Below are 14,458 nucleotides of genomic sequence, written 5' to 3'. Positions count from 1 at the left end.
CGATTACTACAACAACGTAAGAATCAAAACAGGACGAAAAAACATGACCCCGATTGAATATCGGAATCATGTTCTAACAACCTTAACGGCGTAATACTAATATGTCCCAATTTTGGGGGTCACATCAGTTTTTCACTTCTAGAAGCCTTTTTTATTTGTTAGAGTCTTTTTTCTCAGACTCTTGCTTATTCGCGTTTTAGCTATTTCTTCTTGAGAAAGCCGCGCTTCTTAGGCTTGGCGGTCTTGTTGGCATTGATGGTCGTCTTGCTGTAGTCGCGAGGAGCAACGCGCTTGATGCGGCTGGTCTTCTGCTTGCCCAGGATCAATGGCACGCGCTCAACGACCGTGTCCGCGAATTCCAGACCGAACCATTGGGCCGGGTTTGGCGACAGGTTCTGCAGGCGGACGCGGGCTTCAACCAGCCACTTCTCGTAAGAGGTCAAGGTGGTTGAAGGAGAGATGACGTCGTTGACGATGACGAACTTGAAGTCGCCGACGTCACGGCCTGGCGTTGTCGTGTATTCTTGTGGCTGCGGCTCAATCGTGTTGTCCTTGATCAGGTCGTGGACGATCTGGCGCAGGTAGACGTTGACGCTGGTCTGCTTCTTGAAGCCCAGGTAGAGCTGAATGTTGATCACGTTCTTGGTGCCGTAAGTGTTGATCGCGTATTCCGCGGTAAACGGCTCGTTGGTGACGTTGACCGTCACGAACCAGTAGGCCCGGGCCCGCTTAGGCCGCTTGTCCAGGATGGAGTACATGATCTCCCGCTTGATGAACTTGTTATATTGAACCTTGGCCATGTAAACCAGGTTGTCAGCGTAAGTTGGGTAGTTGTCGTCATGGCTGAGGTCAGTCAGCATGTCGGTGTATTCATCCAAGCGGACGTAGGCATTGCCTGATTCGTTCTTGTCGCGGACCTTGTTGCCAAAGTACCAAACGACCATGACGGAAGCGATCAGCAGGGTGATCAGCAGGGAAACGTAGCCACCATGAGTGAACTTGCTCAGACTTGACCCCATGAAGAGGATGTTGATGGTGCTGAAGAAGATCACGAAGATCAGGTTGGCCAGGTTGTGGCCTTGCTTGAGCACCAGCCATTCGTACAGCAGGATGGTGGTCGTCAGCATGGAGATGGTGATTGACAGACCATAGGCTGCTTCCATGTGGGCGGAAGTTCTGAAGAAGAGCACCAGGGCAATGGTAGTGATCCCCAGCATCTTGTTGATGGCCGGAATGTAAATCTGCCCTCTTTCATCAGATGGGTAGAGGATGTTCATCCGCGGCAGGAACTTCAGGTTGATTGATTCCGCCACCAGGGTAAAGGAACCGGTGATCAGGGCCTGGGAAGCGATGATCGCGGCTAAGGTAGCCAGGACGATTGACGCCAGCCGGATGTTTTCCGGAATCATGGCATAGAAGGGGTTGATTTCATTGACTGAGTGCATGTGGGTGTTGTTCAGAATCCAAACCCCTTGCCCGAAGTAGTTCAGGGAGAGGCAGACAAAGACAAATGGCCAAGAGCCAATGATGTTGCCTTTGCCGACGTGGCCAACGTCGGAGTAGAGGGCTTCAGCCCCGGTGGTAGCCAGGAAGATGGAGCCCAGGATCGCGAAGCCGGCCTTGTTGTAAGGACTAAAGAGCAGCTTGATTGCATAGTAAGGATTCAAGGCTTGCAGAATCCACCAGTTGCTGCCGATGTTGATGACCCCCATGACGCCCAGGAAGGTGAACCAGACGAACATGACTGGGCCAAAAGCCTTCCCGATGATGCTGGTCCCCATCCGCTGAATGGAGAACAGGACCAGCAGAATGATAATAGTGATAACCAGGACCATGGTCTGGTTGCTGACCGGGACGTTGCCCTTGCCAAATTCCAGCCCTTTCAGACCTTCAATGGCGGTCGTAACCGTCACGGCCGGGGTCAGGGTCCCATCGGCCAAGATGGCCGCCCCACCAATCAAGGCTGGCCAGACCAGCCAGGCGGCCCGCTTTCTGATCAAAGCATAGAGGGCGAAGATCCCACCTTCGCCATGGTTGGTTGCCTTAAGGGCGATGATCACGGTCTGTACCGTCGTAAGCAGGGTCACGGTCCACAGGATCAGGGAAATAGCCCCAATGATCAAATCCCGGCCGACCGTGCTGAGCCCGCCGTTGCCGGCGATTACGGACTTCATGACATAGAGGGGACTGGTCCCAATGTCGCCGTAGACAATCCCAATCGCGATTAAGAGGCCAGCGGCCGTCATGCGATTGCGTTTATTTTCTACTTCCATAGTAATAAAATACTCCTCAAACTTTAAAAGCCTGTGATAGACACAGATAAATTTAAAGACGATTTAAATTTATTAAGTAAAAAAAGAATGCCATGTGACATTCTTTCTTTTCTCTTATTTTCTTATATTTGGGGGCAACTTGCAAGAGCCATTCAGACAAATCGGTCTGATCCTCTGGCTTAGGACAAGCTGCTTTGAATCTTGGCGCGTTGGCCTTCGTACCAGTTTTCCCAGTCTTCGTAGGTCATCATGTCTTCTGGAACCACGCCAGTGGCCTTGGTCATTTCATCAAGGATTGCCTGGAAGTTCTGCGCGTGGTCGATCAAAACGTGCTTAACCAGGTTCTTGCGTGAGAATGGCTGGTTAGCCAGCAGGTAGTGGTTGATGTTGACCATGTTGTGGCCGTCACCATCGTATTCGCTGATGATTTCCAAGTCGTCACGTTCGAAAGAAGCGATATAGAAGTTGGCAAAGTTTACCAAGTAGTCAGGTTGGTCAGGAATTTCGCGTGCAGGCATGGTTACCCGTTCTGGTTCAGGCATGACAATCTTGTACATGTCGTCAATTTCTTGGTTTTTCTTTTCTTCTTCAGCCAAAGTTGTAACTCCTTTTTTCAATTAAAGTCTATAAAGTCAATGATAATTTTAACTACTTTGCCAAAAGAAAGCAAGCGCCACAGCCTGTGGATGTGCTGTTTTTGGCGCTTGCCTTGCTAGCTTATTTATTTCTTTGGCGACAAGTAGCCCTTGACGTCGTCCTTGGTGATGGAGTCGATCGTCGTGTGCCCTTGCTCGTTGGCGTAGCGGAAGAGGTTGATCAGGTCCTGCGGACTCCAGCCAGAGCTGTCTTCGCCCAGGTTTGCCAACTGGTTGCGGATCTGCTGCACGTCGCGGGCAGTGACGGTTTGGCCGCCGACTTGGTCGTTGACGCTTTGGCCGGCCCCTTCAACCTGGCTGGAAGAGCTGGAGCTGCTGGACTTGCTGCTTTCCTTGCTTGAGGAAGCAGCCTTGCTGGAAGATGAGGCAGATGATTCTTTGCTGGAGCTTGTGGAAGAGCTGGAGCTGCTGTCTTCATCTTGGTCTTCGTCTTTGGCCTTCTCCTTGGCTTCCTTTAAGTCTTCCTTGACGTCAGCGCGGACTTTCGCGTAGTAGACCTCGTTGATGTAAGGGAGGTCCAGAATGCTGGCGTAGGTGGAGACGGCCGCGGAGTAGGCGCCGCGGCTCATGGATGAGTCAGCCTTCTTCATCAGCGGCTTGATTTCGCTGTCGTAGTTGTCTTTGACCCCCTTCAAGGTCTTGACCAGCTTGCCGGCCTGGGTGGTCATGACTGAATAGCCGGCAGTCTCGTTCTTGGCCTTTTGGGCCAAAACGATGGCGCTGGCGTACTTGGTGCTGGTCTTGGCCAGGTGGACGCTGTCGCGCAGGCTCTCAGCCTGGCTTTGGCAATGCTTGGCCTCGCTGGTGGCCTTGACCTTATAGGCGCTGGCAAACTTGCTGGCGGCCGCGGCGTACTTCTTGGACTTGGCTGCTTGCTTGCCTTCATTCATGTAGGTCAGGTAGCTTTCAGCCGCGGAATGGTTTTGAGACGATTGATGCTGGGCATAGAAGAAGCCCCCGCCCAAAACAGCGACGGCTACGATCCCAATGATCGTCCAAAGTGTCTTACGTTTCATTGTGTTCCTCCTGAAATAGTTGGGTCAATTATACCAAAGATTCCAAGCTAATGCCGGCACTCCGCGATCTTGTAATAGATCTTTAAACTTCAGTGGCCAAAGCGTGAAAATTTTTCCCGGCAGCCTGGCACACTTGGGCCAGATCCAGCGTTATTAAGGGTGTAAGACAAAGCGCGCGAGACCTCTTACCAAGCATATCACTGCCAGTCAGGCTAGAAAAAGGAGCAAAAAAATGAATTTTGAATTAGCTGACCAAAGCATCCAATACACCTTCAATTCCGAAAAGTACAAGGACGGCAAGCTCGCCCGGACCCTGCCCAACGTGAAGACTGACGCCACCCCAGAAAGCCTGGTCAAGGTGGGTCAGGCCATCAGCAAGCTGCAGGACGATTCCCTGGGCATGCTGACCTTGATCCAAAAGAAGAACCTGATCGTGGACAAGGGTGAATAAGGAACAAGCCAGATTAAGCAATTTATTTAAAGGAGAGAAAAATCATGACAACGACGACTGAACTGCAGCTGACTTTCAAGAACAGCGAAGGCAAGACTAAGAGCATCAGCTTCCCCAACGCGGTCAAGGATCTTGCCGAAGACGTGGTGCGCGGGGCAATGGCTGACATTGCCAAGGAAGACGTCTTCGTCAAAAAAGGAGTGAGCCTCTATCATGAGCCAGTGGCTGCAAAGTACATTGAACGCAACGTCGCAACTGTGTTTGATGATTCTGCTCGTTAAGCAGATCCTGGGCTGCCTGGTCATTTGAGACTAGCAAGCGCTAGTAAATGATCAGGCAAAAAGGACGCCAGATTAAGTTAAGACACAACGCCTTAGGACACTCATCTAACTTAGATGAGTGTTTTTGGCTTAATTTATCCGCTGACTTAACTTAATGATCTTGACCGGCCAGCGCCGTTTTCAGTTCTTATAACAGAGGCTAATTTATTAAACCTGAAAGGGGGTGAAAACGCTGGAATTTAGGTATTTCAGTCAATTATTATTACTTTTCTTTTACAGAATGCGCGTTCGATTGTATCTAAGAGTCATTCCCAATACAATTAAGTATATTATCGAAAAAAGTGTAGGAGGAAATTAATGAAGAGAAGATTTTTCACTGGAATTGCTACCGCTGCGATGCTTGCCTCCATCGCTGTTCCAGTTGCCAACAACCTGTCTTTCTCAAATAACGCGCAAACCAAAGCAGTGCAAGCTTCAACGACGACCACTGCTTTTTTAAACGCGACCGCTTTGCAGGCGGAAAAGTCCGGCAAGAAGTATGGAGTCTACCCGTCTTTGATGCTGGCGCAAGCAGCCTTGGAGTCAGCCTGGGGAGGCTCGACTCTGGCCACTCAGGCCCACAACCTGTTTGGCATGAAGGCTGACAGCACTTGGAGCGGCGCGAGCTACACGGTTCGGACCGCGGAACAGACCAAAAATGGCGCGGTTTACTACATCTACGCGCCATTTAGAAAGTATTCCAGCTACACTGGCTCATTTGATGATTACGGCCGCAAGATGCGGAACACGATTGGCAATGGCGGCCTGCGCTACCGCAAGACCTGGATTGAAAACGCGTCAAGCCCAGCAGTCGCGGCCAAGGCGATCAAGGCTGCCGGCTACGCGACTGACGTCAATTACGCCAGCAAGCTGATCAGCCACATCAATAACTACAATTTGACCAAGTACGATCCAATGATCTCGACTTTGACCTACAAGGCCAAAGTGGCCAAGTCCGGCGCCACCTACTTGTACCCAACTGACCACGCGCTTTCACCAAAGAAGTCCTACGTCAATGCCGGCCGGTCCGTAACGGTTTCCAAGACCGTTACCTACTATAACGGGGCCAAGAGAATGTACCTCAAGGGTCTGGGCTGGGTTAACGGGGATGCCTTGACGACTGGCAGCTCCCAAGCTCCAGCGGGCAACGCGGCTGACGCCCAAACGTCCGCTGGCCAAGCCAAGATCCTGATGCACGACAGCTATGTCTACGACAGCAATGGCCAAAAGACCAAGGACAAGCGCCTGAAGGCCGGCAAGACGGTCGTGACCTACGGTACGGTAACTTTGAATGGCGCGACCTACTACCGGATCAATTCCGCCAGCGCCAACCAGTTCGTCAACGCCACTAATTTTGACGGGACCAAGCGGACTTTGAAGAAGAACGCCTACCTGTACAACAGCACTGGCAAGCGCTACACCCCAGCCAAGAAGTGGAAGAAGGGGACCAAGCACCAGACTTACGGCTGGCAGATCAAGATCAAGGGCAAGTACTACTACGTAGTTGGCTTGAACCAATACGTCAGAAAAGGCAACTTTTAAGTCATAGCCTCGAATCATAAATAAGTAAAGCGAAAGGACATTAAATGAAAATCAAACGCTTATTGTCAACCATTGTCGCTGCCGGGGCTTTGACGGCCTTTGCTGGCGGAGTCAGCCAAAACATTGGCGCCAGCCAGGTCTACGCTTCAATCAACAGTGAGGCCAAGAAGACCAAGTACAGCGGCACCAAGTACCTGGACCAGCTGCTCAAGGCCGCGGGCCTGGTCTACAACCAGTTCAACAGCGTGGCCAACGGCAAAAAGTACGGCAGCCGCTTTGGCTACCGCAACGGCGTTGGCAAGCCAGAAGGGATCGTCGTTCACGAAACGGCCGACCCTGGCGCCAGCGCCTGGGATGAAGGCCGCTACTTCAACAACAACTGGACGAGCGCCTACACTTACGTGCACGCGGTAGTTGACCAAAAACAGGTTATCCAATTGATGACCCCGGACTACGGGGTATGGGGCGCCGGCGCGATCGCCAACAAGCGCTTTATCCAGATTGAACTGTGCGAAGTCAGCACCCGCAAGCAGTTCGTGCAAAGTGTTGCCAACGACGCCTACTACATTGCCTCCCTGCTGCATGCTTACAATTTGACCCCATCCCGGGCCAGCAGCAATGGGACGGGAACGATCTGGTCCCACGCTGACGTCTCCAACTACCTCGGCGGGACCGACCACGGGGACCCAATCGGCTACTTTGCCAAGTGGGGCTACTCCATGAACGACTTTTACAGCTTGATCGTCTACTACTACAACAAGATGGGGACCTCAACCAATGCGGCTGCCAAAGCTTCATCTTCATCTTCAAGTTCTAGTTCATCTTCCAAGGCTTCGTCCAAGAGTGCTAGCTCATCATCCAGTTCATCCAGCTCTTCCGCAAGCCAAAAGAGTGCTTCATCCAAGAGCTCAAGTTCATCAGCGTCAAGCAAGCCGGCTTCTCAGGCCGCGACCGTGAAGACCATGAAGGTGATGCGCAATGCCTACACCTACACCGCTGCCGGCAAGCGCAATGCCAAGATCAAGACGATCAAGGCCACCAGCTACTTGAAGATCTACGGCGGGATCGTCACGATCAAGAAAGCGAAGTACTACAAGTACGGCAACAACAAGTACGTCAGAGCCGGAAACATCACCGGCTATGGCCGCAAGCTGAAGCACAATGCCTGGGTCTACACCCGGACTGGCGCGCGCGACCAGACTATGCCTAAGCAGCTGAAGGGCCGCAAGCTGACCACTTACGGCAGTCAGGTCAAGATCACGGCCAACAAGAAGACCAAGGTCTACTACCTGATCGGCTACACCAGCAGCAACGCGCCGCAATACGTGAAGGCTGTCAACTTTAAATAAGAAATATACAGAAGCAGGAAAAATGCTTGCTCTGCTTCGGGACGTGAGAATTCATCTCACGTCCTTTTTTTGTTATAGTAAATGCAGTTAAAATAAGGAGATAAATTTTATTATGGAAGGATTTTCACTGTTCTTGGTGGTCCTGCTGGCCCTGGTGATTCCCATCGTCATGGCCCGCCTGCAGGTGACCACCGTCCCGACCGCGGTCGCGGAAATCATCGTGGGGATCGTGATGGGGAAGAGCTGCTTCAATGTCATCACCCCCAGTGACCATTTGACCTTCTTGTCCAACTTGGGGGTCATCATCTTGATGTTCCTCTCTGGGATGGAAATCAACTTTGATTTATTGAATCCCAAGAAGCAGAGCAAGGCCAGAAAGTCAGAGAGCGGCAAGCAGGTCAAGCCGCTGCCCGCCGCTATCGCCGCCTTTTCCGGCGTGGCGGTCCTGTCTTTGGCCCTGGCTTACGCCATGAAGGCGGCCGGCTTGTTTGGCGACGTTGCCTTGGCCGCGATCATTTTTATGACGGTAGCCTTGGGCGTGGTCATCGCTACTTTGAAGGAAAAAGAGATCCTGGGCCGGCCAATCGGGCAGACGATCCTGCTGACGGCTGTTCTGGGGGAAGTCATCCCCTTGCTGCTGCTGACGATCTACTCCACGATCAATGGCGGGGATGCCAAGAAATTGTGGCTGATCATCCTGCTCTTTGTGGCCGCGATCATCCTGCTCAAACGCTTCAAGCGGCCATACCTGTGGTTTGCCAAGGTGACCAAGGCAACGACTCAGCTGGACATCCGGCTGGCCTTCTTCTTGATCTTTGCTTTGGTGACGGTGGCGGAAAGCGTTGGGGCCGAGAACATCCTGGGGGCCTTCTTGGCGGGGATGGTCATGAAGCTCTTAGAGCCTACCGAGGCAACCAAGGACAAGCTGACCTCGATCGGCTATGGCTTTTTTATCCCCTTCTTCTTTATTAAGACCGGGGTCAATCTGAACCTGAAGCTGCTTTTTGCCAACCCGCAAGCCTTGATGCTCCTGCCGGTATTGGTGATCTGCTTCTTCCTGGCCAAAGCACCAGTCTCCCTGGTCTACATGCGCTTGTTCAACAAGCGCAACGCCTTTGCCGGCGGCTTCCTGACCGCGACGACGATCACCATTGTCTTGCCGGCCTTGCAGGTCGCGCGGGACTTGAAAGCCATCACGGCGACCCAGTCCAGTGCCTTCATCCTGGCGGCTGTCATCGTCTGCATCGTCTGCCCGATCGTCTTCAACGCCACCTTCGAGCTCTCGCCAGCTGACAAGCTGAAGGACAAGGTCACGATTTTTGGCATGAACGCGTTGACTTCCACGGTCTTCCAAGACTTGCATGACTCTTGGTATTCCGTCCAGATGCTGACCTGCGATCCGGAAAAGTACCGCACCTACCAGTCCAAGGTGCCGGGGCTGAAGCTGTTGGACAAGGTAGAGCCAGCCGTCTTGGAGGCAGCTGGTGCTTTTGACGCTGATATCTTTGTCGCCGGCCACCATGACGACCAGCTCAACTTAGAGCTGGGCCTGGCCGCCAAAAAGGCTGGGGTCAAGCGGGTCATCGTCCGCCAGCGGCAGCCAAATGCCGAAGTCATGGCGCGGCTGGATGAAGCGGGGATTGAGAGCTTCTCAGTCAACAACCTGCGCGGGGCCTTGCTGGCGGCCCTGATCGAATCGCCAGCCGTCTACCACATCATCACCGACGTCAACAACGCCCTGTATGACGTGGTGGTCAAGAACTCGGCCTATACTGGCCGCCAGCTGATGGACTGGGACTTTATCGACCAGATCACCGTTTCGCGGATCAAGCGCGGCAACAAGTGGATCTCCCCGCACGGCTCAACGGTCGTGGAACCGGGGGATGAGCTGATCTACAGTGGCCCTTGGCGGGAAGCGGACAAGATCCATGAGATCCTGAGCCGGAATTAATGACAAGCAAACAGCAAAAAAGGCTGATGCCGAATGGCATCAGCCTTTTTGTATTGCTTAAAGGCAGAACTTCCGGGCGGCCTCCAGGATCCGCAAGACGGCCAGGCTGTGCGCGAAGGCCTGGTCGCTGGCCTTGAAGTCGCGTTCAGCTTCCATGCGGACGAATTCCGTAAATTCTGGAATCATCCGGTGGGGAGCCAGGTTCAGGTTCTTGGCTACGGGCGTCTGCCCCCGCGGGATGAACTGGTAGCCAGCCAATTCGCCGCTGCTGCCGGTGAAGGCAACGGCCCCCTTTTCCCCGGAAATGATGGACTGGTTGCGAAAGCCCGCGTCAGCGTCCTTCGCCGCGATTAGGTCCGCCTGCTTGTCTGGGTAGGTCAGGTGCAGGGAGCCGGAAGTGTCAACGCCCTTTTGCAGGTTAGGGTAGTAGACCAGAGATTCCGGCTCGCCGAACAAGGCCACGGCCAAGTGAACGTTGTAGACGTTCAGGTCCAGCAAGGCCCCGCCGCCCAGCTTAGGGTCAAAGGCCGGCGCGATCTCCCCGCGCAGGAAGGCATCGTAGCGGGAGGAGTATTGGGTATAGTTGAAGATGGCGTTGTGGACGGGACCCAGCTTTTGGACGTCTGCTTTAAGGGCCTTGAAGTTTGGCAGGTAGATGTTGGTGATGGCTTCAACGATCATGACGCCGCGCGCGTCAGCGATCTGCTTCAGCTCGCTGGCCTCAGCCGCGGTGAGGACGAAAGGTTTCTCGCAAATCACGTTCTTGCCGGCCGCCAGGGCATCCTTGCTCATCTGGTAGTGCATGGAGGAGGGGGTCGCCACGTAGACCGTGTCCACGCTTGCCTCCATTAACATTTGCCGGTAGTCGCTGAAGGCGGCCTTGATCCCGTATTTGGCTGCCAGTTCCCGTCCAACTTGGGCTGACCGCTTGGTCGTGGCGATCGCGGCCAGTTCCAGGCCGGTGATGGCATTGGCGCAGGTGAGGAAGTCCTTGACGATCTTCCCGCTGCCGATGATTCCTAGCTTCATTTTGCTTCTCCCTATCTGTGTTGCTTGATTGCTATTTGTTGGCCTGGGTGACGTCGACGGAGTTTTCCAGGACCGCTTTGGGAATGGCCAGCTTCTTTGAACTGTTGACGTCGCTCATGGTCACCTTGGCCTGACCGCTTTTGCCAGCTGTCTTGTACTTAGCCACGATCTTGAAGCCGGTCAGCTGGTATTGCCGATTAACGTAGATTTGCATGTTGATCTTGGTCAGCTTAGAGCCATTCACGTTTTCATCGCCGGAGACGGTGGCCAGCCCGCCGCTTTTATTGATGTCGCGCCAAAGGGACTTGCTTTTGCCCGAGTAGGTAAGGACATAGCCGGTCTTGCCATGTCTGGCGACTTGAAAAAGCCCGCGCGACTTGGCGGAGAGGGTCAGGAGATTCAAATCATTGACGATCTTCTGGAACTGGCTGGCGCTAGTATACTGGCTAGCCTTGGCCTTGTACCAGGCTTGGTGCTGGTCTTTATAGAGGCTTACGTAGGCATAGCGGCTGGCGACCCACATCTTGACGTGCTGGTCGCCGGTCTGCGTGAGGTCGGTCCATAGCACGAAAGGCTGCTTCTGGCAGCGGATCGTGCCGTAGAACGCAACCGGCCGGCCACTTTTGTCATAGTAGCGGTCGTCGACTTGCAGCTGGAAATTGCTGATCTTGGTTTTTTCGGCCTTGCGTAGGACCGTGCTGCTGTTCGGCGTGCTGCAGGCTGCCAGGGTCAAGCAGGCCAGCAGGAGGAAGCCAGCCAATAAATAATGCAGAATTTTGCGGCGCTTCATGGTCAATCACATCCTATCTTTCTTCATTTTAGCAAAAGTTCGGTGATTTGCTTGGGACTGAGCTTTGAAAAGCCAGCTTTTTTTGTTCGGGGTCTTTGAAAAGTGGGCAAGAGGCCGTATAATATTTAGTGAAACGTTTAATTTGCTAAAGGAGATTTATTAATGTCTAAATTAGTTTTAATCCGTCACGGCCAAAGCCAATGGAACCTTTCAAACCAATTTACTGGTTGGGTTGACGTTAACCTTTCAGACAAGGGTGTTGAAGAAGCCAAGAAGGCTGGTAAGCTGATCAAGGAAGCTGGTTTGGAATTCGACCAAGCTTACACTTCAGTATTGACCCGTGCCATCAAGACTTTGCACTTTGCCTTGGAAGAAAGTGGCCAACTTTGGGTTCCAGAAGTTAAGACCTGGAGACTTAACGAACGCCACTACGGTGCTTTGCAAGGCTTGAACAAGAAGGCCACTGCTGAAAAGTACGGTGACGAACAAGTTCACATTTGGCGTCGTTCATACGACGTTTTGCCACCTGTTCTGTCAGACGACTCAGAATTCAGCCAAGCACATGACCGTCGTTACGCAAACCTTGACCCACACATCGTTCCTAAGGCCGAAAACCTTAAGGTAACTTTGGACAGAGTTATGCCATTCTGGGAAGACCGGATTGCTCCAGACCTTTTGGCTGGCAAGAACGTTATCATCGCAGCTCACGGCAACTCACTCCGTGCTTTGACTAAGTACATCGAAAACATTTCTGACGAAGACATCATGAACGTCGAAATGAAGACCGGTGAACCAGTTGTTTACACCTTCGATGACAAGCTGAACGTTGTAAGCAAGGAAAAGCTGGACTAATTTAAGTCTGCTTCTCAGCTGCAAGAAAGCGCAGGATTTCGATCCCGCGCTTTTTTTGTGCTGTAAAAACTGCAAAAATAAAATAACAGTCGTTCGCTAAAATGCCGTTGAAGATTGACATGGACGGCCAGAAGATGGTAGCTTTTAATAGACAGACCTGTTAATCAGTCAATAACAAGCAATCATGATTGGCTGATAAATGAAGCGTTTGCTTTTTTTACAATTTATATAAGAAAGAACGCCGAACGAAATTTGGCATGTTTTTTTGCTATAATACTCACTAATGTGCAAGTTTAGTTAAGGTGTCGAATTATGAACAATGAAGACAGAAACAAAATCCGAAGCACCCGCGTGGGTGCTCAGCATCGCCGGCGCAATAAAGTGATCCGCAACTGGATCATCGGCATCCTGGGCGTCATTTGCATGGTCGCGGTGGGCGTTGGCTTATATGCCCGCCACCTGTACAGCACGGCTGAACAAGCGGCCAACAAGGCCTATGACCAAGAAAACGCCGTAAAGACCACATACGGTGAATTCAACGGTAAGAAGCCGTTCGCGGTTCTGCTTTTAGGGACGGACACGGGGGCCTTGGACCGAACCGACAAGATGGGGAATACCGACACGCTCATCATCGTGGTGGTCAACCCGAAGAAGAAGGGGTACACGATGTACTCCATTCCCCGCGACACCATGGCCGACATGGTCGGCGACAATTCTGGCGACGTGGCCAAGATCAACTCGGCTTATGCCAGAGGCGGGGCCAAGATGACCATGCAGACCGTTTCCGACTTGCTTAACGTGCCAGTCAAGTACTATGCCCTGGTCAACATGGGCGGCTTGATGAAACTGGTCAACTACGTGGGCGGGATCTATGTTACGCCGCCTTTAACCTTTACTTACAGCGGCTTTCCTTTCAAAAAGGGAGTCAAGCAGCACTTGAATGGGCAAGCGGCCCTGGCTTACAGCCGGATGCGCTATGATGACCCTAAGGGCGACTACGGCCGGCAATTGCGGCAGCGGGAAGTGATTACCAAATTGGTAGCCAAGCTGGCCACCACCGCTTCCTTGAAGAACTTTACCAAGATCGCGGACAACCTGTCTTCCAACGTGAAGACCAACTTAAGCTTCCAAGTCCTGAAGTCGATCCTGGCCAACTACTCCAACTGTACTTCCAACGCTTCAAGCGACTACTTGCAAGGCTACAGCGCCTACATTGATGACGCTGCCTACCAGATCGCGCCAACCAGCGAGCTGCAGCGCCTGTCAAACAAGATCCGCAAGGAATTGGGCTTGAAGACGGCTACGGTTTCCAACCGGGAAACGGAGTTGAACAAGCTCAACGAGGCCAATAGCTTTGACTTTACCAGCGGCCAGACCCAGACCTACAAGATCTACTCCAGCTCAACAACGGTCAATGAAGTCAAAGAGAAGAAGGACAGCAAGTCAAGCAGCAAGAAGACGGCAGCCAGTTCTTCAGCTGCTGCCCAGTCTGGGACCGGCACGAATGCAGGGACGTATTCATACTCTAATTCCAACAATTCAATCAGCAGCTATGATACGAATCCGTTCTCTTCAGGAGGTTATTAGCCGTGACTGGGAAATGTGTTGCGCTCGTAATTGGATATTTCTTTGGCAATTTTATCAGTGCCATGTTCGTGGGGAAGTACTACCTGCATAAGGATCCGACCCAATACGGGTCTCACAACCCCGGGACAGCTAATGTCGGGGCGGTTTTTGGCAAGAAAGCCGGCATCATGACCTGCGTTGGCGACTTGCTGAAGACTTTGCTGGCGATTGTGGTCGTCTATGCCATCTACCACAGCCGCTTGCTCATTGCCTACACGGGCTTGGGCGTGGTCTTGGGTCACTGCTTCCCGGTCATGAACCATTTCAGGGGCGGGAAGGCGGTCGCGGTCGCGGCGCTTTTGTCGGTCGCCTACGACTGGCGGGCCGGCCTGCTCACCCTGCTGGTAGCCCTGTTTTTGACTGCCGTCATGCAGAACCTGACGATTCCGCCTTTGGTCTTTATGATCTTGTTCAGCGGCTATGAGCTGACCAAGTCAAGGGAAGCCGGGATCGTCTTCTTCGTGATTGTCGCTATCATGGCCTTTAAGTTCCGCAAGGACATTTATGACTTCTTTACGGGCCATGGCAAGCGGGTGGATATCCTATACTCCATCAAAAAGAAATTAGGAATAAAAAAATAAGTTCTTAAACTATTTTTTAGAA

Annotated in this window: 14 protein-coding genes; 9 read left to right on the top strand and 5 right to left on the bottom strand. The window is 52.5% G+C overall.

The window, feature by feature from the left end; translation table 11 throughout:
• A partial coding sequence (locus FYJ62_RS07190; RefSeq protein ID WP_130137146.1) for an IS3 family transposase occupies positions 1-94 on the top strand: 94 nt, incomplete at its 5' end.
• Between the two features lie 106 nt (positions 95-200).
• Here the strand turns inward: FYJ62_RS07190 and FYJ62_RS07185 are convergent.
• From FYJ62_RS07185 to FYJ62_RS07175, 3 genes are all read right to left on the bottom strand, one after another.
• Positions 201-2,273, bottom strand: coding sequence for a KUP/HAK/KT family potassium transporter (locus FYJ62_RS07185; protein WP_154549030.1), 2,073 nt, complete (start codon positions 2,271-2,273; stop codon positions 201-203).
• Between the two features lie 179 nt (positions 2,274-2,452).
• Complete coding sequence (locus FYJ62_RS07180) at positions 2,453-2,830, bottom strand: hypothetical protein (protein ID WP_154549032.1); 378 nt, start codon at positions 2,828-2,830, stop codon at positions 2,453-2,455.
• A 164-nt stretch (positions 2,831-2,994) separates the two neighbouring features.
• Positions 2,995-3,945, bottom strand: a complete 951-nt coding sequence (locus FYJ62_RS07175; protein WP_154549029.1) for a hypothetical protein — start codon at positions 3,943-3,945, stop codon at positions 2,995-2,997.
• A gap of 232 nt (positions 3,946-4,177) precedes the next feature.
• Between FYJ62_RS07175 and FYJ62_RS07170 the strand changes: the two genes are divergently transcribed.
• The 5 genes from FYJ62_RS07170 (at position 4,178) to FYJ62_RS07150 (ending at position 9,558) form a co-directional block, all read left to right on the top strand.
• Positions 4,178-4,396, top strand: coding sequence for a DUF1659 domain-containing protein (locus tag FYJ62_RS07170; RefSeq protein WP_154549028.1), 219 nt, complete (start codon positions 4,178-4,180; stop codon positions 4,394-4,396).
• A gap of 44 nt (positions 4,397-4,440) precedes the next feature.
• Complete coding sequence (locus FYJ62_RS07165; protein ID WP_154549027.1) at positions 4,441-4,677, top strand: DUF2922 domain-containing protein; 237 nt, start codon at positions 4,441-4,443, stop codon at positions 4,675-4,677.
• Positions 4,678-5,034: 357 nt separating this feature from the next.
• Positions 5,035-6,258: a glucosaminidase domain-containing protein gene (locus FYJ62_RS07160; protein WP_154549026.1), complete on the top strand. Its 1,224-nt coding sequence runs from the start codon at positions 5,035-5,037 to the stop codon at positions 6,256-6,258.
• A 44-nt stretch (positions 6,259-6,302) separates the two neighbouring features.
• On the top strand, positions 6,303-7,607 hold the full coding sequence (locus tag FYJ62_RS07155) for an SLAP domain-containing protein (RefSeq protein ID WP_154549025.1): 1,305 nt from the start codon (positions 6,303-6,305) through the stop codon (positions 7,605-7,607).
• Positions 7,608-7,719: 112 nt separating this feature from the next.
• Entirely contained in the window at positions 7,720-9,558 is a 1,839-nt protein-coding gene (locus tag FYJ62_RS07150) for a monovalent cation:proton antiporter family protein (RefSeq protein ID WP_154549024.1), read from the top strand.
• A 57-nt stretch (positions 9,559-9,615) separates the two neighbouring features.
• On the opposite strand, the gene FYJ62_RS07145 is transcribed toward FYJ62_RS07150, so the two are convergent.
• Together FYJ62_RS07145 and FYJ62_RS07140 are read right to left on the bottom strand one after the other, a co-directional pair.
• Entirely contained in the window at positions 9,616-10,587 is a 972-nt protein-coding gene (locus FYJ62_RS07145; RefSeq protein WP_154549023.1) for a Gfo/Idh/MocA family protein, read from the bottom strand.
• A gap of 31 nt (positions 10,588-10,618) precedes the next feature.
• A complete protein-coding gene (locus FYJ62_RS07140) occupies positions 10,619-11,377 on the bottom strand; it encodes a DUF6612 family protein (RefSeq protein ID WP_229771863.1) in 759 nt (252 codons plus the stop codon).
• Positions 11,378-11,539: 162 nt separating this feature from the next.
• Here FYJ62_RS07140 and FYJ62_RS07135 point away from each other — a divergent pair, with 162 nt between their 5' ends.
• The 3 genes from FYJ62_RS07135 (at position 11,540) to FYJ62_RS07125 (ending at position 14,436) form a co-directional block, all read left to right on the top strand.
• Positions 11,540-12,229, top strand: coding sequence for a 2,3-diphosphoglycerate-dependent phosphoglycerate mutase (locus FYJ62_RS07135; RefSeq protein ID WP_154549021.1), 690 nt, complete (start codon positions 11,540-11,542; stop codon positions 12,227-12,229).
• 312 nt (positions 12,230-12,541) lie between these two features.
• Complete coding sequence (locus FYJ62_RS07130) at positions 12,542-13,816, top strand: LCP family glycopolymer transferase (protein WP_154549020.1); 1,275 nt, start codon at positions 12,542-12,544, stop codon at positions 13,814-13,816.
• A 2-nt stretch (positions 13,817-13,818) separates the two neighbouring features.
• Positions 13,819-14,436 carry a glycerol-3-phosphate acyltransferase gene (locus FYJ62_RS07125; RefSeq protein ID WP_326832012.1) on the top strand — a complete coding sequence of 206 codons (618 nt, stop codon included), beginning with the start codon at positions 13,819-13,821 and terminating at the stop codon, positions 14,434-14,436.
• Positions 14,437-14,458 lie beyond the last annotated feature (22 nt).

This window comes from Lactobacillus porci (assembly GCF_009695985.1).
GTDB classification, from domain to species: domain Bacteria; phylum Bacillota; class Bacilli; order Lactobacillales; family Lactobacillaceae; genus Lactobacillus; species Lactobacillus absianus.
The sequence above is the reverse complement of the archived record's forward strand: the minus strand, read 5'-3'. Positions and strand labels throughout refer to the sequence as shown.

Bases quoted from the DNA above. Each gene is read 5' to 3' on its own strand.
- FYJ62_RS07135 (WP_154549021.1), top strand. From the start codon at position 11,540: ATGTCTAAATTAGTTTTAATCCGTCACGGCCAAAGCCAATGGAACCTT.
- FYJ62_RS07170 (WP_154549028.1), top strand. From the start codon at position 4,178: ATGAATTTTGAATTAGCTGACCAAAGCATCCAATACACCTTCAATTCC.
- FYJ62_RS07175 (WP_154549029.1), bottom strand. From the start codon at position 3,945: ATGAAACGTAAGACACTTTGGACGATCATTGGGATCGTAGCCGTCGCT.
- FYJ62_RS07145 (WP_154549023.1), bottom strand. From the start codon at position 10,587: ATGAAGCTAGGAATCATCGGCAGCGGGAAGATCGTCAAGGACTTCCTC.
- FYJ62_RS07160 (WP_154549026.1), top strand. From the start codon at position 5,035: ATGAAGAGAAGATTTTTCACTGGAATTGCTACCGCTGCGATGCTTGCC.
- FYJ62_RS07155 (WP_154549025.1), top strand. From the start codon at position 6,303: ATGAAAATCAAACGCTTATTGTCAACCATTGTCGCTGCCGGGGCTTTG.
- FYJ62_RS07130 (WP_154549020.1), top strand. From the start codon at position 12,542: ATGAACAATGAAGACAGAAACAAAATCCGAAGCACCCGCGTGGGTGCT.
- FYJ62_RS07150 (WP_154549024.1), top strand. From the start codon at position 7,720: ATGGAAGGATTTTCACTGTTCTTGGTGGTCCTGCTGGCCCTGGTGATT.
- FYJ62_RS07140 (WP_229771863.1), bottom strand. From the start codon at position 11,377: ATGAAGCGCCGCAAAATTCTGCATTATTTATTGGCTGGCTTCCTCCTG.
- FYJ62_RS07185 (WP_154549030.1), bottom strand. From the start codon at position 2,273: ATGGAAGTAGAAAATAAACGCAATCGCATGACGGCCGCTGGCCTCTTA.
- FYJ62_RS07165 (WP_154549027.1), top strand. From the start codon at position 4,441: ATGACAACGACGACTGAACTGCAGCTGACTTTCAAGAACAGCGAAGGC.
- FYJ62_RS07180 (WP_154549032.1), bottom strand. From the start codon at position 2,830: ATGTACAAGATTGTCATGCCTGAACCAGAACGGGTAACCATGCCTGCA.